This is a genomic window from Mycolicibacterium madagascariense (assembly GCF_010729665.1).
Classification (GTDB): domain Bacteria; phylum Actinomycetota; class Actinomycetes; order Mycobacteriales; family Mycobacteriaceae; genus Mycobacterium; species Mycobacterium madagascariense.
Window position 1 is genome coordinate 4,228,276 of sequence record NZ_AP022610.1, and the last position, 21,364, is coordinate 4,249,639.

Consider the following 21,364-nt stretch of genomic DNA (forward strand, 5'->3'; position numbering starts at 1 on the left):
ATGACCCGCACGAACGACGTCTCCAGCACGACCAGTACCCGCCTGCGACCCGACGACGGAGAACTGTCCCGGCTGCTGTCGGGCACCCACCACGATCCGCACTCGATTCTGGGTGCCCACGAGTACGACGACCACACCGTCATCCGGGTGCTGCGGCCCAACGCCCAGGAGGTGGTGGCCCTCATCGGCAAGGACCGCTACGTGCTCAGCCACGTCGAGGACGCGCTGTTCGCGGTGGCGGTGCCGTTCACCGGGCTGATCGACTACCGGTTGGAGGTGACCTATCCGGACGGCAACGTCCACACCGTCGCCGACCCGTACCGCTTCCTGCCCACCCTCGGCGAGGTCGATCTGCACCTGTTCGCCGAGGGCCGCCACGAACGGCTGTGGGAGGTGCTCGGCGCACACCCGCGGTCCTACAGCACCGCCGACGGGCCCGTCGAGGGCGTCTCGTTCGCCGTGTGGGCTCCGAATGCCAAGGGTGTCAGCCTCATTGGCGACTTCAACCACTGGAGTGGCAATGACGCCCCCATGCGCACGCTGGGCTCGACGGGGGTGTGGGAGATCTTCTGGCCCGACTTCCCCACCGATGGGCTCTACAAGTTCCGCGTGCACGGCGCCGACGGCGTGACGACCGAACGCGCCGACCCGATGGCGTTCGCGACCGAGGTGCCCCCGCAACGCGCGTCGCGCGTCACGAAGAGTCAGTACACCTGGGACGACGCCGCGTGGATGACCGAGCGCGCCCAGCGCAACCCCGTCTTCGAGCCGATGAGCACCTACGAGGTGCACCTGATGTCGTGGCGGCCGGGGCTGACGTATCGCGAATTGGCCACGCAGCTCACCGAATACGTCGTCGAGCAGGGCTTCACGCACGTCGAGATGCTGCCCGTCGCCGAGCACCCGTTCGGCGGCTCGTGGGGTTATCAGGTCACCTCCTACTACGCGCCGACGTCGCGGCTGGGCACGCCCGACGACTTCCGGTACCTGGTCGACGCACTGCACCAGGCGGGCATCGGCGTCATCGTGGACTGGGTGCCCGCGCACTTCCCCAAGGACGCCTGGGCGCTCGGCCGGTTCGACGGAACGCCGCTCTACGAGCACTCCGATCCGCGCCGCGGCGAGCAACTCGATTGGGGCACTTACGTATTCGACTTCGGCCGACCGGAGGTGCGCAACTTCCTCGTCGCCAACGCGCTGTACTGGCTGCAGGAGTTCCACGTAGACGGGCTGCGGGTCGACGCCGTGGCCTCGATGCTCTATCTGGACTACTCGCGCCCGGAGGGCGGGTGGACGCCGAACATCTACGGTGGGCGGGAGAACCTGGAGGCGGTGCAGTTCCTGCAGGAGATGAACGCGACCGTACACAAGGTCACCCCCGGCATCGTCACCATTGCCGAGGAGTCGACGTCGTGGCCGGGCGTCACCCGGCCGACCAACCTTGGCGGCCTTGGCTTCTCGATGAAATGGAACATGGGGTGGATGAACGACACGCTGGCCTTCGAGGCCCGCGATCCGATCCACCGCACCTATCACCACCACGAACTGACGTTCTCCCTGCTGTACGCATTCAGCGAGAACTTCGTCCTGCCGATCAGCCACGACGAGGTGGTGCACGGCAAGGGCACACTGTGGGGCCGGATGCCCGGCAACGACCACATGAAGGCCGCCGGCCTGCGCAGCCTGCTGGCCTACCAGTGGGCCCACCCCGGCAAGCAGCTGCTGTTCATGGGGCAGGAGTTCGGTCAGCGTGCCGAATGGTCCGAGGAGCGGGGCGTCGACTGGTTCCAGCTCGACGAGAACTCGTTCTCGGGCGGCATCAAGCGCATGGTCGGTGACGTCAACGAGGTGTACAAGGCGCGGCGCGCACTGTGGTCGCGCGACTCCAGCCCTGAGGGCTACTCCTGGATCGACGCCAACGACTCGGCGAACAACGTGCTGAGCTTCCTGCGCTTCGGTGACGACGGCTCGATGTTGGCGTGCGTCTTCAACTTCTCCGGCGCCGAGCACAGCCCCTACCGACTGGGGCTGCCGCATACCGGCACATGGCGCGAGGTGCTCAACACCGACGCGACGATCTACAACGGAGCGGGCGCGGGCAACTTCGGCGCGGTCGAGGCGACCGCCGACCCGTGGCACGGCCGCCCGGCGTCCGCGGAGATGGTGTTGCCGCCCCTGTCGGCGCTGTGGTTCGAACCCATCTGACACCCCCGCGAACAGACGTAAAGGGCCCACAATCGACGTGATTGTGGGCCCTTTACGTCTGTTCGCGAGTCAGTAGAGCGCGTTGGCGAGGTTGCGCCGGCCCGCGATGACGCGGGGATCGTCCTGCGGGAACAGCTCGAAGAGTTCTACCAGACGCGTGCGGACCGCCGCGCGGTCGTCGCCCGAGGTGCGGCGCACCAGGGCGATCAGGCGGGCGAAGGCGTCGTCGACCGCATCGAGCGCGACCTCGACGTCGGCGGCGGCGAACGCCTTCTCGATGTCGTCCGGCGCGGCGGCGGCGGCCGCGACCGCGTCTTCGGGCCGCGACGTGGCGCGCTTGAGGAACGCGATCTGGCGCAGCGCGTCCTTGGCCTCGGCGTGTGCGGGTTGGGCATCCAGGATCGCCTGGTACGCAGCGGTAGCGTCGTCGAATTCGCCGTCGTCCCAAAGGTTTCGGGCGCGCTCAAGGGCGGGGTCGACGGTTTCCTCACCCGGCGTCTCGGCACCGGCGAGCTTGCCCGCGGTCGCGCTCAGGAGCGAGTCGATCCACCGGCGGAGCTGCTCGGGCGGTTGCACGCCCTCGAAGCTGGAGATCGGTTGTCCGGCGGCGACGGCGACCACCGTGGGCACGGCCTGGACGCCGAAGACCTGCGCGACGCGCGGTGCGGTGTCGACGTTGACCGTCGTCAGGGCCCAGCTGCCGCCGTCGGCGTCGGACAGGGCGGCCAGCGCGTCGCCCAGTTGGACGCTCGCGTCGCTGCGGGGTGTCCAGAGGAGCACCACGACGGGCACCTGATTGGACCGGGCGAGCACCTCGGCTTCGAGGTTGGCCTCGGTGATCCCGATGCCGGCGGGGGCGCCGCCACCGGCGCCCTCCCGAGACGGTGGTGGTTGCTTGAGCGCCGAGAGGTCAACCGCACCGGCCAGCGCGGGGCCGACGGAAGGTCGTGGACGTGTCACGCCCTCAAGTTTGTCACGTCGATTCGGCACGCGGCGGGGCGGTCGCGACGGCGCCGCGATCACCGAGCCGACCCGTGCGCTCCGCCCATATGATGAAGATCACACTGCCCAGCGGCACGATGCTGCCCAGCAACGCCAGCAACCAGGACGACGCCGCCCACCTGACGGCCATCCCGACCAGCACGCCCGCGATCACGAACGCGATGAAGACCAGCCCGTGAATCATCCCGAACACCTTCACGCCGATCTCCGTACGCGGAGTGCCCAGGTACTTGAAGTACATGCCGACCAGCAGACCGACCCAGCTCACCGCTTCAGCGAACGCAATGACCTTGAACCAACCCGCGGCCCGGGGCGTGTCGACGGTGCTCGTCATGGACGCCATCATGCCCGACCACCGCGTCAGCTACTACGCAGCGTCGTTGCTGCAAGGCGTGCGGGGCGCCAGGGACGTCAGGGGCGGCGCAGGATCAGGGCGTCGCCCTGACCACCGGCGCCACACAGCGCGGCCACCGCGTAACCCGATCCCCGGCGGGCCAGCTCGAGCGCGGCGTGCAGCGTGATGCGCGCGCCGGACATGCCGATCGGGTGCCCGATGGCGATGGCGCCGCCGTCGACGTTGACCTTGTCCGCGTCCAGCCCCAGCTCCTGCGTCGAGGCCAGCGCGACGGCGGCGAACGCCTCGTTGATCTCGACGACGTCGAGCTGATCGAGCGAGATGCCCTCCTTGGCGATCGCCTTCTTGATCGCGTTGGCCGGCTGGCTCTGCAGCGTGGAGTCTGGACCGGCGACGACGCCGTGGGCGCCGATCTCGCACAGCCAGGTCAGGCCCAGCTCCTCGGCCTTGGCCTTGTTCATGACGACGACCGCGCAGGCGCCGTCGGAGATCTGCGACGCCGACCCCGCGGTGATGGTGCCGTCCTTGCGGAACGCCGGCTTGAGACCGGCCAGCGACTCGGCCGTGGTGTTGGCGCGGATGCCCTCGTCCTCGGTGAACTCGATCGGGTCACCCTTGCGCTGGGGAATCGACACCGGCACGACCTCGTCGGCGTAGACGCCGTCCTTCCACGCCGCAGCGGCGCGCTGGTGCGAACTGGCCGAGTACTCGTCCTGCTGGGCGCGGGTGAACTGGTCGACGTCGTTGCGCTGCTCGGTCAGGGCGCCCATCGGCTGGTCGGTGAAGACGTCGTGCAGGCCGTCGTACGCCATGTGGTCGAGCACCGTCACGTCGCCATACTTGTACCCCGACCGGCTGTCCATCAGCAGGTGCGGCGCCTTGGTCATGGACTCCTGGCCGCCGGCGACGACGACGTCGAACTCACCGGCGCGGATCAGCTGGTCGGCCAGCGCGATGGCGTCGATGCCCGACAGGCACATCTTGTTGATCGTCAGCGACGGCACGTCCCACCCGATGCCCGCGGCGACCGCGGCCTGGCGGGCGGGCATCTGCCCGGCACCGGCCGTCAGCACCTGGCCCATGATCACGTATTCCACGGCCGAGGCGTCGACGCCGGCCTTGTCCAGGGCGCCCCTGATGGCCACGGCACCCAGGTCGCTGCCGGAGAAGTCCTTGAGCGACCCCATCAGCTTGCCGACCGGCGTACGGGCTCCAGCAACGATCACCGACGTCGTCATGAGCTACCTCCAAAGGCGTTGATCAGGGCGATGTGTGCCCCATCACACTTACGAAACCATTCGGGTAAAGGTTACCGTGACTAAATGACGACCGAGCATGTTGGTACGCGACCCACACTTGCCAGCGCGTTGGTGACGGCGGTGGACCACGTCGGCATCGCGGTGCCCGACCTCGACGTCGCGATCAAGTGGTATCACGACCACCTCGGCATGATCGTCCTGCACGAAGAGGTGAACGACGACCAGGGTATCCGCGAGGCGATGCTCGCGGTCCGCGGCGCGCCGAAGGGCAGCACGCAGGTGCAGCTGATGGCCCCGATCGACGACTCGTCGACGATCGCCACGTTCCTCGACAAGCGCGGGCCCGGCCTGCAGCAGTTCGCCTACCGGGTCAGTGACCTGGAGGCCCTGTCCGCGCGGTTGCGCGAAGACGGCGTCCGGCTGATCTACGACGCCCCCCGCCGCGGTACGGCAAACTCCAAGATCAACTTCATCCACCCCAAGGACTCGGGTGGCGTGCTGGTCGAACTCGTCGAGCCCGCCGCCGACGAGCACTGAGCTAGGACCACTTCCGCGTCGGGCTGCGCCGGTTGCTCCAACACGGCGTGTGCCAGTGCCGGCGATCGTCGACGGCGGCCTCGCCCACGTCCGAGGGCCACACCACCACGTGCGCGATCCCCGGTCCGATCTCGTGGTCGCACCCCGGGCACCGGTAGTTCTTGAGCGCTCTGGCCGCCGGCACCGGCCGGACGTCGTAGTCGTAGCCGTCGGGTCCGATCTCGACGCGGCGCACCGCCGTCAGCGGGGGCAGCGGCTGGTGCCTGCGAGGAGGATTGCGGCGCCGGCCCATGTCCCCATCCTAGCCGTCAGAACAGCCGGAACTCATTGCTGTCGAGCCCGCGCATCTGATCGTAATCCAGTGTGACGCAGCGTATTCCGCGATCGATGGCCAGCGTGCGCGCCTGCGGCTTGATCTGCTGGGCCGCGAACACCCCGCTCACCGGCGCCAGCATGGTGTCGCGGTTGAGCAGATCGAGGTAGCGGGTCAGCTGCTCGACGCCGTCGATCTCGCCGCGGCGCTTGATCTCCACGGCCACCGAGCGCCCGAGTTCGTCGCGGCACATGAGGTCGACCGGGCCGATCGCGGTCATGTACTCCCGCCGGACGAGCGTGTACCCGATGCCGAGCAGCTCGACGTGTTCGGCGAGCAGCGCCTGCAGGTGGGCCTCCACCCCGTCCTTGACGAGTCCGGGATCGATGCCGAGCTCGTGGCTCGAGTCGTGCTCGACGTCCTCGACGGTGATGCGCAGCTGCTCGCCCGCCTTGTTCTCCACCACCCACACGGGGTGGTCGCCGCCGGTCTCCTCGACCAGCCAGCAGGGTGGGCTCATCCAGTTCAGCGGCTTGTAGGCACGGTCGTCGGCGTGCACGCTGACCGACCCGTCGGACTTGATCAGCAGCAACCGACGGGCCGAGGGCAGATGGGCGGTGAGGCGGCCGACGTAGTCGACGGTGCACTGGGCGATGACGAGGCGCACCGAACCACCATAGATGGCGGGTCCCCGGTCACTAGGCTGACGCCACGATGACGCAGAAGATGAGCACCGCACAGCGTTTGGGCCGCGTGCTGGAGGCCGTGACCAACCAGAGCAGTCGCGAGGGCGCGACCCCCGAATACGGCTCGTGGATCCTGGGTCGCGTCTCTGAGAGCCAACGCCGCCGCCGGGTCCGCATCCAGGTGATCCTCACGCTGTTCGTGGTGGTCGCCAACCTGATCGGGATCGGCGTCGCCACGCTCGTCATCACCGTGGCGTTTCCGTCGCCCAACGTGTTCGAACCGCAGGTGCGGCCGATCACGTTCATCGCCGTTCCCGCCTACATCTTCGGCGCACTGGTCGTCGGCATCTTCTGGGCCACCCGCCGCGTGATGAACAACGTGCGCTGGGCCATCGAGGAGCGCCCGCCCACCAAGGAGGATCAGCACAACACGTTCTTCGCGCCGTGGCGTCTGACCCGTGTGCTCCTGATCCTGTGGGGCGTCGGCACGGTCGTGCTGACGACGTGCTACGCCCTCGTCGACACCCAGTTCATCCCGAAGTGGTTGTTGGGCATCAGCTTTCCCGGGATCGTGGTCTCGGCCAGCTGCTATCTGTTCACCGAGTTCGCGCTGCGCCCGGTCGCCGCCCAGGCACTGGAGGCCGGTCCGCCGCCCCGCCGGTTCGCACCGGGGGTGATGGGGCGCACCCTGCTGGTGTGGGCGCTCGGCTCGGGCGTGCCCGTGCTGGGCATCCTGCTGGCGGCGATCTTCGCACTCACGCTGGAGAACCTCACCCCCACTCAATTCGCCTGGGCCATCGTCGTTCTCGCGCTCTTCGCCCTGACCTTCGGCGCCATCCTGATGTGGATCCTGGCCTGGCTCACCGCAACTCCCGTGCGCGTGGTGTACGCCGCGCTGAACCGGGTGGAGCGCGGCGATCTGGACACCAACATCGTGGTGTTCGACGGCACCGAACTCGGCCAGCTGCAGCGGGGTTTCAACGCCATGGTCGCCGGCCTGCGCGAGCGGGAACGGGTGCGCGACCTGTTCGGCCAGCACGTCGGCCGCGAGGTGGCGGCGCTCGCGGAGAAGCAGCGGCCCAAGCTGGGCGGCGAGGAGCGTTCGGCGGCCGTCATCTTCGTCGACATCATCGGGTCCACCCAGCTGGTGACGAGTCGTCCCGCCGTGGAGGTCGTCGAGCTGCTCAACCGCTTCTTCGCGGTCGTCGTGGACGAGGTGGACCAGCATCGCGGGCTGGTCAACAAGTTCGAGGGCGATGCGGTGCTCGCCGTCTTCGGCGCTCCGGTGTCACTCGAGAACGCCGAAGAGGAGGCGTTGGCCGCCGCGCGGGGAATGGCGCGGCGATTGTGCGTCGAGGTCCCCGAGTGCCAGGCCGGGATCGGCGTCGCGTCCGGTCAGGTCGTGGCCGGCAACATCGGCGCCAAGGACAGATTCGAGTACACCGTCATCGGCGAACCGGTCAACGAAGCCGCCAGGCTGTGCGAGCTGGCCAAGGACGTCGACGGTCATCTGGTCGCGTCCTCGGTCACGGTGGACCGGGCCGGCGAGGAGGAAGGGGCGCGGTGGACCCTCGGTGAGACGGTCACGCTGCGCGGATACGACGAACCGACACGGCTCGCCGTGCCCGCTTAGAAACCGAGGTCGGCGCGTCGGTGGCGTTACCCTCACCTGTGCAGGACACGTACCCCACCGACGCGGAGGCCAGTCGCATGTCGTTCGCCCGACGTCTCCCTGCCACCCTGTCGATGGTCTGCTGCGCCGCCGCGCTGACGTGGGCGCCCGCCGCCGCGGCCGACCCCGCGATCGACGGCCAGTCGGCGACCACGGTGATCGACCAGTTCCAGCGCGAGGGTTACGCCGTCCAGGTCAATGGTTCACCGGCCGGGGACATCTCCCTGCTGCGGTCGTGCACCGTGACGTCGGTGCAGAAGCCGGGCGACCCGGCACCGACGGTGAACCTCAACGTCGCGTGCCCGCTCACCCACGGCTGACGGCAGGTAGCCGCTCGATCCAGGCGCGCCCCTCCTTGGCCGCGCGCACCAGGGCGCCGTACTCGCCGAAGTATTCCGCGACCGCGCCGACGGCGGGCAGCATCCCGAGGTAGTGATAGAACCGGCGCGGTCGGGGCCGCTTCACCAACTCGTCGCCGATGGCGCGCAGCAGACCCACCAGGTGCCAGAGGGACTTCCCGAACGAGCGCGACTCCGCTTCGCCGGCAACGGGATTCGGCGTTGGGTCGGCGCCGTCCAGGCTCGCGGCGAGATCGCGATCGCACAGCACCGCGCCAAGGAGTCGGACCTGCAGTCGGTAGTCGACGACGCCGCACTCCCTGGCCACCGCGCACAGCACGATGGCCTGGTTCGCGAAGCCGAGGACGTCCTGGACGGGCAACCGGTCGGCCGCCGCGCCGAGCACCCCGGGCGAGGCCACCAGCACGGTGTTCAGCGCGCCGACGCGACGCACCCACCAGTGAATGCGCCCGTCGAGGTCCTTCTCGGCCCAGGCCTGCGTGCCGGGCACGTCGGCGGTGTTGAGCACCCACGCCGCCGCGTCGAGGGCCTTGCCCAGCGAGCCGTTGGCGGAGTGCAGGTCTCGGGTGCGGCCCTTCAGCCCGAATGGGTCGGCGCGCGCTAGCACGTCGACGACGGGATTGATGACATGGACGGCGCGCGAGAGGACGTCGGCCACGTCGGCGTCCTCGATCACGGTGGAGGCGGAGGTCATGCCCCGATCATGACCGATGGCCCGCGCGAATCATCGCGCGGGCCATCGGTCGTGAAGGATAGTGCTCTGGGGTCAGGGGCACTGACCGTTGTTGACGCATCCCGGCGCCGGGGTCGCCTTCAGGGTCGGCGAGGCCTCCATGGTGGCCAGCGCCGTCGGGGCGGGAGACTCGGTGATCGTGCTCCCCATGCTCATGCCCGTCGGGTTGACCGACATCGCGGGCACCTGCGGCTGGGTGTAGGTGGCCACCGACGAGTCACCGGAACCCCCGGCGAGGTTTCCGGTGGTCACGCCGGAGTGCCAGAGACACAGGGCAACCGCAACGGCGATCGCGGCCAGACCGAACAGTAGGGCCAATGACTTCTTACGGGTGGCATCCATGACAGTCCTTCCTCCGCGGCCGACCAAGGACGTCTTGGTCGTCGACCAGCGCCCGCCGTGCACGCATGCTGGCATGGCGGGAGACGTTGTCGGCCTTCACTTCTTTGTATGCAACCGACAACCGCGGGTCAATCATTCCCGCCCGGATGTACGCATACACGAAGTCAGTTGTCAGCGGACCCACCCCGGTCGTTCGGTCGGTTCCCTTGTCGCACAACGACATTCGCATTCGGGAACCGCTGTCGACTGCCAGTAAAAGCCGTCGAAACCGGGATTTCCCCAGACAATGCGAGGGTTAACCACAGCGATTCCCCAACTTCGGAACGGTCACGGAATCGCTTGCCTCGCAGCGGCACATCCCCGATACGAGAATTGCACACCATCGGGAATGAAATCCACCATCCGGGCGTTTTAGGCCCGCCTACAGCAGTGCCCGGATGGCGTTCTCGAAGCCGACGACGTGCGCAAGGGTGAGCTCGGCCGCGGCGGTCTCGTCACCGGCGACGATCGCCTCCAGGAGCGCGACGTGCTCGCGGACGTGACGGGCGATGCCGGGCAGCCGGTCGAGGAACAGGCACCAGATCCTCGTCGCGTGGCTGTCGAGACCGCACAGGATCCGCTCCAGGTGGGGATTGCCCGACGCACGGTAGATCTCGCGGTGCACGACGACGTCGCGGCGCATGACCTCGCGCGGATCGTCGTCGTCGGCGATCTCGGCGATGCCCGCGGCGAGTTCGCGAAGCCGTGCCCGCGCCTCGGACGACGCGGTGCGCGCGGCCCGGGCGGCGGCCGTCGGTTCGAGCTGTCTGCGGATCTCGGAGATGTCGGTGAGATCGGTCATGTCGACGGCGGTGGCGAACGTGCCCCGGCGCGGATAGGCGACGACGAGGCGGTCCTGTTCCAGACGCTTCAACGCCTCCCGCACCGGCGTGCGGCCCAGTCCGAGGTCGGCCGCCAGCCCGTCGTCGTTGATGGGCGCACCCGGCCGGATGTCGAGCATGACCAGACGCTCGCGCAGGACCTCATAGGCCCGGTGGGCGTTGGTCCCCATTCCGGCGTCGATGCCGTCGGCGGCGAAGTCCATCAGGGTCATCGTCGACCTCCCGCCCACGTGTTGACCAGACCGTCGATGAATCGTAGCCTAATCCACGACTGATATATCAGTCGTGCGCCGAGCGTTGGGAAGGCATCATGACCCTCGACACCGCTCCCCCGGGGGCGCAGCTGCCCGAGCATCCCGAATTCCTCTGGCGCACACCGGAGCCGAAGAAGTCCTACGACGTCGTCATCGTCGGCGGCGGTGGACACGGGCTCGCGACCGCGCACTACCTGGCGAAGAACCACGGCATCACCGACGTGGCGGTGCTGGAGCGCGGTTGGCTGGCCGGCGGCAACATGGCCCGCAACACCACCCTGATCCGGTCGAACTACCTGTGGGACGAGAGCGCCCGCATCTACGAGCACGCCCTGCGGCTGTGGGAGGGTCTCGAGGACGACCTCGACTATCCGATCCTGTTCAAGCAGTGCGGCGTGCTGAACCTCGCCCACACCCTGCAGGACGTGCGCGACAGCGTGCGCCGGGTCGAGGCCAACAAGCTCAACGGCATCGACGCCCACTGGGTCGATCCCGACGAGGTCAAGAAACTCTGCCCAATCGTCAACGTGTCCAACGACATTCGCTACCCCGTCCTCGGCGCGACCTATCAGCCCAGGGCCGGGATCGCCAAGCACGACTACGTCGCCTGGGGATTCGCGCGCCGGGCCGACCAGGCCGGAATCGACATCATCCAGAACTGCGAGGTCACCGGCTTCCTCACCGACGGCGACAGGGTCACCGGCGTCCGGACCACGCAGGGCGACGTCGGCGCGGGCCGAGTCGCCCTGTGCGCGGCCGGACACACCTCGACGCTGACCGACATGCTCGGCATCCGCACCCCGCTGCAGAGCCACCCGCTGCAGGCGCTGGTCTCCGAACTACTCGAGCCCGTGCATCCGACGATCGTCATGTCGAACGCCGTGCACGTCTACGTCTCCCAGGCGCACAAGGGCGAGCTGGTGATGGGCGCCGGCGTGGACTCCTACAACGGGTACGGCCAGCGCGGGGCGTTCCACGTCATCGAACGTCAGATGGCCGCTGCGGTGGAGTTGTTCCCGGTCTTCGCCCGCGCGCACCTGCTGCGCACGTGGGCGGGCATCGTCGACGTCTGCCCCGACGCCTCCCCCATCGTCGGTCGCACGCCGTACGAGAACCTCTACCTCAACGCGGGCTGGGGTACGGGCGGATTCAAGGCGACCCCGGGCATCGGCTGGTGTCTGGCCGACACCATCGCCCATGACGAGCCCCACGAATTCGTCGCACCGTTCGGCCTGGACCGCTTCGTCACCGGAGCCCTGGTCGACGAGCACGGCGCCGCCGGCGTGGCGCACTGACCACCCTCATTCAGGAGCAACGCATGCAACTCATCGAATGCCCGTGGTGCGGGCCGCGCGAGGAAACCGAGTTCCGCTACGGCGGCCAGGCCGGCATCGCCTACCCGGAGGATCCGCAGGCGCTCACCGACGAGCAGTGGGCCCACTACGTGTTCTTCAGGAGCAACCCGAAGGGGCTCTTCACCGAGCGCTGGTGCCACGGCGCGGGCTGCCGTCGCTGGTTCACGGCCGTCCGCGACACCGCAACCTATCGGTTCCAGGGCGTGTCCCGACCCGGCGAGGGGACTAACCCGTGACCGCCCCGTTCCGCACCCCCGCGGGCGGGCGCATCGACCGCGACACCGTCCACACGTTCGTCTTCAACGATCGCGAGCTGACCGGACACCCGGGTGACACGCTCGCCTCGGCGTTGCTGGCCCACGGTGTGCACCAGGTGAGTACCAGCGTCTCACTCGGCAGGCCCCGTGGGTTCACGGCCGCCTGGGCCGAGGACACCGGCGGGCTGGTCCAGCTGGAGCACCCGTTCCCCGAACCCATGCTGCTCGCCACCACGGTCGAACTGTTCGACGGCCTCGCCGCCCGCGGCATACCCGGCCGGGGCCGACTCGCAGAGATCGCCGACACTGCGCAGTACGACGCGACGCACGTGCATGCCGACGTGCTGGTCGTCGGCGCGGGTCCGACGGGTCTCGCGGCCGCGCTGACCGCGGCCCGGTCCGGCGCCAGGGTGGTGCTGATCGACGAGCAGAGCGAAGCCGGCGGGGCGCTCCTGGGCTGCACCGACTCCCTCGACGGCAGCCCCGCGCTGGAGTGGGTCGCCGACGCGGTGGCCGAACTCGACGCCCTCCCCGACGTGCTGCACCTGCAGCGCACGACGGCCTTCGGCCACTACGACGACGGCTTCGTCCTCGCGCTGCAACGTCGTACCGACCATCTCGGCGAACTGGCCCCCGCGACGGTCAGCCGTCAGCGGGTGTGGCGGATCCGGGCGCGCCACGTCATCGTCGCCACGGGGGCCCACGAGCGTCCCGTCGTCTTCGCCGACAACGACCGGCCCGGCATCATGCTGGCCCACGCCGCGCGGACGTTCCTGCACCGCTACGGCGTCAGGGTGGGCGAGCGAGCGGTCGTGTTCACGACCAACGACAGCGCCTACCTCGCCGCGTTCGACCTCGCCGACGCGGGCGTGCAGATCGGCGCCCTCGTCGACGCGCGGCCGGACGTGTCCCCGGACCTGTTGGCCGGCTGCCGATCCCGCGGCATCACGGTGCACCCGGGGTCGGTGGTCCGCGGGACCCGCGGCGATGCCCGGATCACCCACGCCGACGTCTCGGGCGTCGACGCCCCGGTGGCCTGCGACGTGCTGCTCGTCAGCGGCGGATGGAACCCGGCGGTGCACCTGTTCAGCCAGGTGCGCGGCCGCCTGCGCTACGACGACGTCCTGGGTGCGTTCCTACCGGGCGAGACCCTCGACGGGGTGAGCGTGGCCGGAGCGGCGACGGGACTCCTCGAGCTACCGGGCTGTCTGCGCAGCGGGCGCGAGGCCGCGCAGTCGGCCATGACGGAGCTGGGCTTCACCGCTCCCGCCACGCCACTGGCCGGCGAGCGGGACCCGGTGCGCACCCCCGGCGTCCCCGCGGTGCTGTGGTACGTCCCCGACTCACTAACGGCGACAACGCAATTCGTCGACGTGCAGCGCGACGCCACGGTGGCCGACCTCGTCAGGGCGGTGGGTGCGGGCATGCGGTCGATGGAGCACATCAAGCGCTACACGACCATCGGCACCGCCCACGACCAGGGCAAGACCTCCGGCGTGGTCGCGTCCGGCATCACCGCCGAACTGCTCGGCACGCGGCCGGAGGCCATGGGCGTCACGACGTTTCGGCCGCCGTACACGCCCGTGGCGTTCGCCGCGCTCGCCGGCCGCAGCAGGGGCGCGATGTACGACCCGGAGCGGGTCACCGCGCTGCACGACTGGCACGTGGACCACGGCGCGGTCTTCGAGGACGTCGGCATGTGGAAGCGGCCGCGGTACTACCCGCGCACCGGTGAATCCATGGCAGAAGCCGTGTTACGCGAATGCGCGTCGGTCCGCGGCGGGGTCGGCATCCTCGACGGGTCGACCCTCGGCAAGATCGACGTGCAGGGCCCCGATGCCGGCGAGTTCCTGGACCGGCTCTACACCAACGTCATGAGCTCGCTCGCGGTCGGGATGATCCGCTACGGCGTGATGTGCGGCGCCGACGGCATGGTGATCGACGACGGCACCGTCATGCGGTTGGCGTCCGACCGGTTTCAGGTCTTCACCACGACCGGCGGGGCCGCCCACGTCCTGGACTGGATGGAGGAATGGCTGCAGACCGAGTGGCCGCATCTTCGGGTCCGCCTCACCTCGGTGACCGAACAGTGGCACACCTTCCCCGTGGTGGGCCCAAGGTCGCGCGACGTCGTCGGCGCAGTGTTCGGCGACCTCGACGTCGCCAACGACGCGTTCCCGTTCATGGCCTGGCGCGACACCTCGCTGGACGGCGTGCACGTGCGCATCGGGCGGATCAGCTTTTCCGGCGAGCTCGCCTACGAGGTCAACGTCATGGGCTGGTACGCAAAGGCCCTGTGGGAGAAGCTGATCGGCGCGGGCGAGCCGTATGGCATCACGCCGTACGGCACCGAGACGATGCACGTGCTGCGCGCCGAGAAGGGCTACCCGATCATCGGGCAGGACACCGACGGCACGGTGACCCCGCAGGACCTGGGGATGGACTGGGTCGTCTCGAAGAAGAAGGCCGACTTCATCGGCAAGCGGTCGTTCACCAGGAGCGCGAACCTCGACCCGCTGCGCAAGCAGTTCGTCGGACTGCTGCCCGTCGACGCCGAGACGGTGCTGCCGGAGGGCGCTCAGATCATCGAGTCCACCGCCGACGGCGTCGTTCCGCCCCCTCCCGTGCCCATGCTCGGGCACGTCACCTCCAGCTACCGCAGCGCCGAGCTGGGTCGACCGTTCGCCCTGGCCCTGGTGCAGGGCGGCCGCGCCCGGATCGGCGACACCCTGGGCGTGCCGGTGAACGGAACGCTGGTGCCGGTCGAGGTCACCGGCCCGGTCCTCGTCGATCCCGAAGGAGCCCGGCGCGATGGCTGACGCCCTGATTCGATGCAGCCCGCTGCAGGGCTTCGGCGATGCGTTCGCCGCGATGCCGGAATCGGCGCGCGCCTGCGAGGAACCGTTCCTGACGATGGTCGATCTGTGGGTCGACCCGTCCGGACCAGGTGGTGCGGCGGCCGGCGCCGTGCTCGGCGTGCCCGCGTTGCCGAGCCCGCCGTCGACCCTCGTCGACGGCGTCGATGCGCAGGTGATCTGGTTGGGTCCCCAGGAGTGGCTGGTCCTCGCGCGCGACCAGACACCCGAGGAGCTGGAGACCCGGCTGCGCGAGGTGGTGTCCGCACACGGCGGCGCCGCGGTCGACGTCTCGGCCCAGCGGACCACCATCCGGCTGCGAGGCACCCACGCCCGCGACGTCCTCGCCAAGGGGTGCTCGATAGACCTGCATCCGCGGGAGTTTCGTCCGGGCGAGGCGGTGCAGACCATCCTCGGCCAGGCCGCCGTGGTGCTCGTCGCGCTGAGCGACGACGCGACCGACTACCGCATCCTCGTCAGGTCGTCGTTCGCGCGCTATCTCGCCGCGTGGTTGCTCGACGCGGCGGGCGAGTTCGCGGCCAGTCCGGGCCTTTGGTGACGGTGCCGGGCGTTCGGTGGCCGGCGCCCAGACTTAGGTGTCGGTTTTCCGCCAGTGATGTCGGTGCCGTCGTGTAATCGTCGGAGTGTGCACGAAGACTTCGACCGCTGCTACCGCGCCGTCCAATCCAAGGACGCCCGGTTCGACGGCTGGTTCGTGACCGCCGTGCTCACCACGGGCATCTATTGCCGGCCGAGCTGTCCCGTGCGCCCGCCCTTCGCCGAGAACGTCCGGTTCTACGCCACCGCGGCGGCCGCCCAGCGGGAGGGTTTCCGCGCCTGCAAGCGATGCCGGCCCGACGCGTCCCCCGGATCTCCGGAGTGGAACGTCCGCAGCGACGTGGTCGCCCGCGCCATGCGCCTGATCTCCGACGGCACGGTCGACCGCGAGGGCGTCACCGGGCTCGCCGCGCACCTCGGCTACACGACGCGTCAGCTGGAACGGTTGATGCAGGCCGAGGTGGGTGCCAACCCGCTGGCGCTCGCGCGCGCCCAGCGCTCGCACACCGCGCGCGTGCTCATCGAGACCACCGATCTGCCCTTCGGAGACGTCGCCTTCGCCGCGGGGTTCTCCAGCATCCGGCAGTTCAACGACACCGTCAGGGCAGTGACCGCGATGACGCCGACGGACCTGCGGCGACGCGCTCGGGCCCGTTACGGCGTGGGGCCGGCGGGACGTTCGGGCTCGGTGACGCTGCGGCTCCCCGTCCGGGCTCCGTTCGCCTACGAGGGGCTCTTCGGACACCTGGCCGCCAGCGGTGTCCCCGGGGTCGAGGAGTTTCGCGACGGCGCCTACCGTCGGACGCTGCGGCTGGCGTCGGGCCACGGCATCGTCAGCCTCACACCGCAGCCGGACCACGTGCGCTGCGACCTCATCCTCGACGACTTCCGCGACCTCGCCACGGCGATCTCCCGATGCCGTCGGCTCCTCGACCTGGACGCCGATCCCGAAGCCGTCGTCGCCGACCTCGGGGCGGACCCGCACCTCAAGGCGTTGGTCGACAAGGCGCCGGGACAACGCATTCCGCGGACGGTTGACGAGTCGGAGCTCGCGCTGCGGGTCGTCATCGGACAGCAGATCTCGGTCAAGGCGGTGCGGACCCACGCGGGGCGCCTCGCCGAGGCGTACGGCTCGCCTCTCACCGACCCCGTCGGCGGTCTGAGCCGGGTCTTCCCCAGCGTCGCGCAGCTCGCCGACATTGATCCGGCCCACCTCGCATTCCCCAAGTCCCGGCAGCGCACGTTCGTCGCGCTGGTCCGCGCCCTGGCCGAGGGCGACGTCGTCCTGGATCCGGGCTGCGACTGGGATCGGGCGCGCGCTCAGCTGCTCGCCGTGCCGGGCATCGGGCCGTGGACCACCGACGTCATCGCCATGCGCGGTCTCGGCGATCCGGATGCCTTCCCCGTCACCGACCTCGGGGTGCTGGCCGCGGCCAAGATCGTCGGCCTGCCCGCCGAACCCAAGGCGCTCACGGCACACAGCGCAGCCTGGCGACCGTGGAGAGCCTATGCGACGCAACATCTTTGGACCGCCTTGGAGCACGAAGTCAACGAGTGGCCGCCACGGGCCACCAGGAAGGAGTCGTGATGGCGACGCTGCAATACCGGACGATGGACAGCCCGGTCGGGCCGCTGACCCTGGCGGGCACGGACGGTCGACTGCAACATCTGCGCATGGTCGACCAGACGTATGAACCGAACCGTGACGGGTGGGAGGCCGACGATTCCGTCTTCGACGACGCCGTCGCACAGCTACGGGCGTACTTCGCCGGCGAGCTCACCGAGTTCGACCTCGACCTCGACCTGGTTGGCACGGACTTTCAGCGTCGGGTGTGGGCGGCGCTGCTGACGATTCCCTACGGCGAGACCCGTTCCTATGGCGTCATCGCCGCCCAGCTCGGATCCCCCGGCGCCTCCCGCGCGGTGGGATTGGCCAACGGCCACAACCCCATTGGCATCATCGTTCCGTGCCATCGGGTCATAGGAGCCAACGGCAGCCTCACCGGATATGGCGGCGGACTGGCGAAGAAGCGTCAACTCCTGGACATGGAGAAGAATCGGACGAACCCGGTGTCGACCTTGTTCGACTGACCGCTAGCGCGGAATATGAATACCTCTGGAAATGCCAAAGGCCCCCAATTGTATTGGGGGCCTTTGGACTTCAAAGGGTGTTCGGCGGTGTCCTACTTTTCCAACCGTGTGGTTAGTATCATTGGCGCTGGTAGGCTTAGCTTCCGGGTTCGGGATGGGTCCGGGCGTTTCCCTGCCGCTGTTGCCGCCGTAACTCTATTTTTTTTTAAGCCCCTGGTGGTGTTTTTGGTGGTGGGGTGTGGTCTGTTTGGGTTCGTGGTGTCGTGGTTGCGAGGCGACGTTGTGGTGTGTTTACACACGGTGTGTTGGTGCCGGCTGCCTTGTGGTGGGGGTGTGCCGGTGGTGTGTGTGTAAGTTTTCGGCCGGTTAGTGCCAGTTCCCTGCAACCATTGCTGGTCTTTCAGGTCTGGTCTATCGATCCCGTGGTCTGCGGGGGGCCTTATCCCACTTGATGGGTGAGAAACCTGGTCTTGGAAGGGGTTTCCCGCTTAGATGCTTTCAGCGGTTATCCTGTCCGAACGTGGCTATCCAGCCGTGCCCCTGGTGGGACAACTGGTAGACCAGAGGTTCGTCCGTCCCGGTCCTCTCGTACTAGGGACAGGTTTCCTCAAGTTTCTGACGCGCGCGGCGGATAGAGACCGAACTGTCTCACGACGTTCTAAACCCAGCTCGCGTGCCGCTTTAATGGGCGAACAGCCCAACCCTTGGGACCTGCTCCAGCCCCAGGATGCGACGAGCCGACATCGAGGTGCCAAACCATCCCGTCGATATGGACTCTTGGGGAAGATCAGCCTGTTATCCCCGGGGTACCTTTTATCCGTTGAGCGACACCCCTTCCACTCGGGGGTGCCGGATCACTAGTCCCGACTTTCGTCCCTGCTCGACATGTACGTCTCGCAGTCAAGCTCCCTTGTGCACTTGCACTCAACACCTGATTGCCGTCCAGGTTGAGGGAACCTTTGGGCGCCTCCGTTACTCTTTTGGAGGCAACCGCCCCAGTTAAACTACCCACCAGGCACTGTCCCTGAACCGGATATACGGTTCGAGGTTAGAAGCCCAATACGATCAGAGTGGTATTTCAACAACGACTCCACCCACACTGGCGTGTCGGTTTCACAGTCTCCCACCTATCCTACACAAACCGTAACGAACTCCAATACCAAGTTGTAGTGAAGGTCCCGGGGTCTTTTCGTCCTGCCGCGCGTAACGAGCATCTTTACTCGTAGTGCAATTTCGCCGAGTCTATGGTTGAGACAGTTGAGAAGTCGTTACGCCATTCGTGCAGGTCGGAACTTACCCGACAAGGAATTTCGCTACCTTAGGATGGTTATAGTTACCACCGCCGTTTACTGGGGCTTAAATTCTCGGCTTCACCACTTGCGTGATTGACCGGTCCTCTTAACCTTCCAGCACCGGGCAGGCGTCAGTCCGTATACATCGTCTTGCGACTTCGCACGGACCTGTGTTTTTAGTAAACAGTCGCTTCTCACTGGTTTCTGCGACCCCCCACCGCTGCCCACCGCAAGGGTGATGACGGTAAGGGGTCCCCCTTCTCCCGAAGTTACGGGGGTATTTTGCCGAGTTCCTTAACCATAGTTCACTCGTACGCCTTGGTATTCTCTACCTGACCACCTGTGTCGGTTTGGGGTACGGGCCGTGTGCGAACTCGCTAGAGGCTTTTCTTGGCAGCATAGGATCACCGAATTCGCCTCACTCGGCTATGCATCACCTCTCGGACTCATGTGAACGACGGATTTGCCTATCGTTCGTCCTACCGGCTTGCCCCAGTATTACCACTGACTGGTACGGCTACCTTCCTGCGTCACCCCATCGCTTGACTACTACCCACCCGGGTCCCGTGCAGCCAGCCGGCCTCTCACCCCGAAGGGATCGATGACCCGCCTTTTGGACGGTTAGCAGAATGGATTCATCACGGACGCGCACACACGGGTACGGGAATATCAACCCGTTGTCCATCGACTACGCCTGTCGGCCTCGCCTTAGGTCCCGACTCACCCTGGGCGGACTGGCCTGGCCCAGGAACCCTTGGTCTTTCGGCGGGCAAGGTTCTCACTTGCCTTATCGCTACTCATGCCTGCATTCTCACTCCCACACCCTCCACCACTCCATCACTAGGTGGCTTCACCGGATGCAGGACGCTCCCCTACCCAACGTCACACCCGAAGGTGTGCTCGTTGCCGCGACTTCGGCGGTGTGCTTGAGCCCCGCTACATTATCGGCGCACAATCACTTGACCAGTGAGCTATTACGCACTCTTTCAAGGGTGGCTGCTTCTAAGCCAACCTCCTGGTTGTCTTCGCGACTGCACATCCTTTTCCACTTAGCACACGCTTAGGGGCCTTAGTCGGCGATCTGGGCTGTTTCCCTCTCGACGCACGGAGCTTATCCCCCGCCGTCTCACTGCCACACTGTTGACTTACCGGCATTCGGAGTTTGGCTGACGTCAGTAACCTTGTGAGGCCCATCGGCCATCCAGTAGCTCTACCTCCAGTAAGGACCATGCAACGCTGCACCTAAATGCATTTCGGGGAGAACCAGCTATCACGGAGTTTGATTGGCCTTTCACCCCTACCCACAACTCATCCCCTCAGTCTTCAACCTAAGTGGGTTCGGGCCTCCACAACATCTTACTGCTGCTTCACCCTGGCCATGGGTAGATCACTCCGCTTCGGGTCCAGAACACACCACTACACCACACACTCCTGTGCGGATACGCCCTATTCAGACTCGCTTTCGCTGCGGCTACCCCACACGGGTTAACCTCGCGACATGTCCCTGACTCGCAGGCTCATTCTTCAAAAGGCACGCCATCACCCCACCACGAAGGAGGGCTCTGACGGCTTGTAGGCACACGGTTTCAGGTACTATTTCACTCCCCTCCCGGGGTACTTTTCACCATTCCCTCACGGTACTCATCCGCTATCGGTCATCAGAAGGTATTCAGGCTTACCGAGTGGTCTCGGCAGATTCACAGCAGATTTCACGGGCCCGCTGCTACTCGGGAACACCATCCAAGGCAGGCGTCGGGTTTTCACGTACCGGGCTCTCACCGTCTACGGCAGGCCATCCCAAGCCACTTCCGCTAACCACGACACTTTCTCACTGCCCTCCAGGGAGTAGCCCTGACAAATGGGTCCCACAACCCCACACACAACCCCTACCCGGTATCACATGCCTGCGGTTTAGCCATCCTCCGCTTTCGCTCGCCACTACTCACGGAATCACAATTGTTTTCTCTTCCTACGGGTACTGAGATGTTTCACTTCCCCGCGTTACCTCCCGCACCCTATGCATTCAGATACGGGTAACACGACATCACTCGTGCTGGGTTTCCCCATTCGGACATCCTCGGATCAACGCTCGGTTGACAGCTCCCCGAGGCTTATCGCAGCCTCCTACGTCCTTCATCGGCCTCTGATGCCAAGGCATCCACCATGCGCCCTTAAACACTTACAACACAAAAACCACACACGCGTGCTCACACGCGCATGCACAACACAATCGAAGAAATTACACCACAACGACCCACACCAGACCGACGCGAACCCGACACGAACCACCACCGCCACCCCGAAGAGGGACGACACGCGGTGACCCGACGAGTCCACACGACTGCTGCGAATCGATGC

General features: G+C 67.1%; 18 protein-coding genes and 2 rRNA genes. 10 read left to right on the top strand and 10 right to left on the bottom strand.

The genetic code is table 11. The features are described 5' to 3' along the window. Positions 1 to 2,205, top strand: coding sequence for a 1,4-alpha-glucan branching protein GlgB (gene glgB / locus G6N60_RS19955; protein ID WP_163740503.1), 2,205 nt, complete (start codon positions 1 to 3; stop codon positions 2,203 to 2,205). 69 nt (positions 2,206 to 2,274) lie between these two features. Here the strand turns inward: glgB and G6N60_RS19960 are convergent, their stop codons facing one another. The 3 genes from G6N60_RS19960 to G6N60_RS19970 form a co-directional block, all read right to left on the bottom strand. Continuing rightward, complete coding sequence (locus G6N60_RS19960) at positions 2,275 to 3,165, bottom strand: tetratricopeptide repeat protein (RefSeq protein ID WP_163740505.1); 891 nt, start codon at positions 3,163 to 3,165, stop codon at positions 2,275 to 2,277. A gap of 13 nt (positions 3,166 to 3,178) precedes the next feature. After that, positions 3,179 to 3,550, bottom strand: a complete 372-nt coding sequence (locus G6N60_RS19965; RefSeq protein WP_179969807.1) for a DUF3817 domain-containing protein — start codon at positions 3,548 to 3,550, stop codon at positions 3,179 to 3,181. A 68-nt stretch (positions 3,551 to 3,618) separates the two neighbouring features. Further along, positions 3,619 to 4,800 carry an acetyl-CoA C-acetyltransferase gene (locus G6N60_RS19970; protein WP_163740509.1) on the bottom strand — a complete coding sequence of 394 codons (1,182 nt, stop codon included), beginning with the start codon at positions 4,798 to 4,800 and terminating at the stop codon, positions 3,619 to 3,621. 84 nt (positions 4,801 to 4,884) lie between these two features. On the opposite strand from G6N60_RS19970, the gene mce reads away from it, so the two are divergent. Beyond that, the gene (mce, locus tag G6N60_RS19975) at positions 4,885 to 5,358 is read left to right on the top strand and encodes a methylmalonyl-CoA epimerase (RefSeq protein ID WP_163740512.1); all 474 of its coding nucleotides are present in this window, start codon (positions 4,885 to 4,887) and stop codon (positions 5,356 to 5,358) included. 1 nt (position 5,359) lies between these two features. Here the strand turns inward: mce and G6N60_RS19980 are convergent, their stop codons facing one another. Both G6N60_RS19980 and nucS read right to left on the bottom strand, forming a co-directional pair. After that, positions 5,360 to 5,650 (bottom strand): Rv1322 family protein, encoded by a 291-nt coding sequence (locus G6N60_RS19980; RefSeq protein WP_163740513.1) that lies wholly within the window; start codon positions 5,648 to 5,650, stop codon positions 5,360 to 5,362. Positions 5,651 to 5,666: 16 nt separating this feature from the next. Then, positions 5,667 to 6,338 (bottom strand): endonuclease NucS, encoded by a 672-nt coding sequence (nucS, locus tag G6N60_RS19985; RefSeq protein ID WP_163740516.1) that lies wholly within the window; start codon positions 6,336 to 6,338, stop codon positions 5,667 to 5,669. 47 nt (positions 6,339 to 6,385) lie between these two features. Between nucS and G6N60_RS19990 the strand changes: the two genes are divergently transcribed. Together G6N60_RS19990 and G6N60_RS19995 are read left to right on the top strand one after the other, a co-directional pair. Further along, positions 6,386 to 7,990, top strand: a complete 1,605-nt coding sequence (locus G6N60_RS19990) for an adenylate/guanylate cyclase domain-containing protein (RefSeq protein ID WP_163740518.1) — start codon at positions 6,386 to 6,388, stop codon at positions 7,988 to 7,990. A 38-nt stretch (positions 7,991 to 8,028) separates the two neighbouring features. Beyond that, positions 8,029 to 8,349 carry a hypothetical protein gene (locus G6N60_RS19995; RefSeq protein WP_163740521.1) on the top strand — a complete coding sequence of 107 codons (321 nt, stop codon included), beginning with the start codon at positions 8,029 to 8,031 and terminating at the stop codon, positions 8,347 to 8,349. Here G6N60_RS19995 and G6N60_RS20000 read toward each other — a convergent pair. The 3 genes from G6N60_RS20000 to G6N60_RS20010 form a co-directional block, all read right to left on the bottom strand. Further along, positions 8,336 to 9,082: a hypothetical protein gene (locus G6N60_RS20000; RefSeq protein WP_163740523.1), complete on the bottom strand. Its 747-nt coding sequence runs from the start codon at positions 9,080 to 9,082 to the stop codon at positions 8,336 to 8,338. The two genes, G6N60_RS19995 and G6N60_RS20000, sit on opposite strands and share 14 nt — an antisense overlap. 72 nt (positions 9,083 to 9,154) lie before the next feature. Next, entirely contained in the window at positions 9,155 to 9,463 is a 309-nt protein-coding gene (locus G6N60_RS20005; protein ID WP_163740525.1) for a hypothetical protein, read from the bottom strand. A gap of 421 nt (positions 9,464 to 9,884) precedes the next feature. After that, positions 9,885 to 10,556: a GntR family transcriptional regulator gene (locus G6N60_RS20010; RefSeq protein WP_163740528.1), complete on the bottom strand. Its 672-nt coding sequence runs from the start codon at positions 10,554 to 10,556 to the stop codon at positions 9,885 to 9,887. A 98-nt stretch (positions 10,557 to 10,654) separates the two neighbouring features. On the opposite strand from G6N60_RS20010, the gene G6N60_RS20015 reads away from it, so the two are divergent. From G6N60_RS20015 to G6N60_RS20040, 6 genes are all read left to right on the top strand, one after another. Continuing rightward, complete coding sequence (locus tag G6N60_RS20015; RefSeq protein ID WP_163740530.1) at positions 10,655 to 11,893, top strand: sarcosine oxidase subunit beta family protein; 1,239 nt, start codon at positions 10,655 to 10,657, stop codon at positions 11,891 to 11,893. Positions 11,894 to 11,916: 23 nt separating this feature from the next. Beyond that, on the top strand, positions 11,917 to 12,189 hold the full coding sequence (locus G6N60_RS20020) for a sarcosine oxidase subunit delta (RefSeq protein ID WP_163740532.1): 273 nt from the start codon (positions 11,917 to 11,919) through the stop codon (positions 12,187 to 12,189). Continuing rightward, on the top strand, positions 12,186 to 15,029 hold the full coding sequence (locus G6N60_RS20025; protein ID WP_163740534.1) for a glycine cleavage T C-terminal barrel domain-containing protein: 2,844 nt from the start codon (positions 12,186 to 12,188) through the stop codon (positions 15,027 to 15,029). Before G6N60_RS20020 ends, G6N60_RS20025 begins: the two co-directional genes overlap by 4 nt. After that, positions 15,022 to 15,624 carry a sarcosine oxidase subunit gamma gene (locus G6N60_RS20030; protein ID WP_163740536.1) on the top strand — a complete coding sequence of 201 codons (603 nt, stop codon included), beginning with the start codon at positions 15,022 to 15,024 and terminating at the stop codon, positions 15,622 to 15,624. Before G6N60_RS20025 ends, G6N60_RS20030 begins: the two co-directional genes overlap by 8 nt. A gap of 87 nt (positions 15,625 to 15,711) precedes the next feature. Beyond that, positions 15,712 to 17,211, top strand: coding sequence for a DNA-3-methyladenine glycosylase 2 family protein (locus G6N60_RS20035; protein WP_163740538.1), 1,500 nt, complete (start codon positions 15,712 to 15,714; stop codon positions 17,209 to 17,211). Beyond that, positions 17,211 to 17,714 carry a methylated-DNA--[protein]-cysteine S-methyltransferase gene (locus G6N60_RS20040; RefSeq protein ID WP_163740540.1) on the top strand — a complete coding sequence of 168 codons (504 nt, stop codon included), beginning with the start codon at positions 17,211 to 17,213 and terminating at the stop codon, positions 17,712 to 17,714. The genes G6N60_RS20035 and G6N60_RS20040 overlap by 1 nt, the downstream gene beginning before the upstream one ends. 79 nt (positions 17,715 to 17,793) lie before the next feature. Here the strand turns inward: G6N60_RS20040 and rrf are convergent. Further along, positions 17,794 to 17,906, bottom strand: a 5S ribosomal RNA gene (gene rrf / locus G6N60_RS20045). 154 nt (positions 17,907 to 18,060) lie between these two features. Next, positions 18,061 to 21,191, bottom strand: a 23S ribosomal RNA gene (locus tag G6N60_RS20050). Positions 21,192 to 21,364 lie beyond the last annotated feature (173 nt).

Coding starts and splice junctions, on each gene's coding strand:
- G6N60_RS19965 (WP_179969807.1), bottom strand. CDS start 3,550: ATGGCGTCCATGACGAGCACCGTCGACACGCCCCGGGCCGCGGGTTGG.
- mce (WP_163740512.1), top strand. CDS start 4,885: ATGACGACCGAGCATGTTGGTACGCGACCCACACTTGCCAGCGCGTTG.
- G6N60_RS20005 (WP_163740525.1), bottom strand. CDS start 9,463: ATGGATGCCACCCGTAAGAAGTCATTGGCCCTACTGTTCGGTCTGGCC.
- G6N60_RS19970 (WP_163740509.1), bottom strand. CDS start 4,800: ATGACGACGTCGGTGATCGTTGCTGGAGCCCGTACGCCGGTCGGCAAG.
- G6N60_RS20010 (WP_163740528.1), bottom strand. CDS start 10,556: ATGACCCTGATGGACTTCGCCGCCGACGGCATCGACGCCGGAATGGGG.
- glgB (WP_163740503.1), top strand. CDS start 1: ATGACCCGCACGAACGACGTCTCCAGCACGACCAGTACCCGCCTGCGA.
- G6N60_RS20020 (WP_163740532.1), top strand. CDS start 11,917: ATGCAACTCATCGAATGCCCGTGGTGCGGGCCGCGCGAGGAAACCGAG.
- G6N60_RS20040 (WP_163740540.1), top strand. CDS start 17,211: ATGGCGACGCTGCAATACCGGACGATGGACAGCCCGGTCGGGCCGCTG.
- G6N60_RS19990 (WP_163740518.1), top strand. CDS start 6,386: ATGACGCAGAAGATGAGCACCGCACAGCGTTTGGGCCGCGTGCTGGAG.
- G6N60_RS20000 (WP_163740523.1), bottom strand. CDS start 9,082: ATGACCTCCGCCTCCACCGTGATCGAGGACGCCGACGTGGCCGACGTC.
- G6N60_RS20030 (WP_163740536.1), top strand. CDS start 15,022: ATGGCTGACGCCCTGATTCGATGCAGCCCGCTGCAGGGCTTCGGCGAT.
- G6N60_RS20015 (WP_163740530.1), top strand. CDS start 10,655: ATGACCCTCGACACCGCTCCCCCGGGGGCGCAGCTGCCCGAGCATCCC.
- G6N60_RS19980 (WP_163740513.1), bottom strand. CDS start 5,650: ATGGGCCGGCGCCGCAATCCTCCTCGCAGGCACCAGCCGCTGCCCCCG.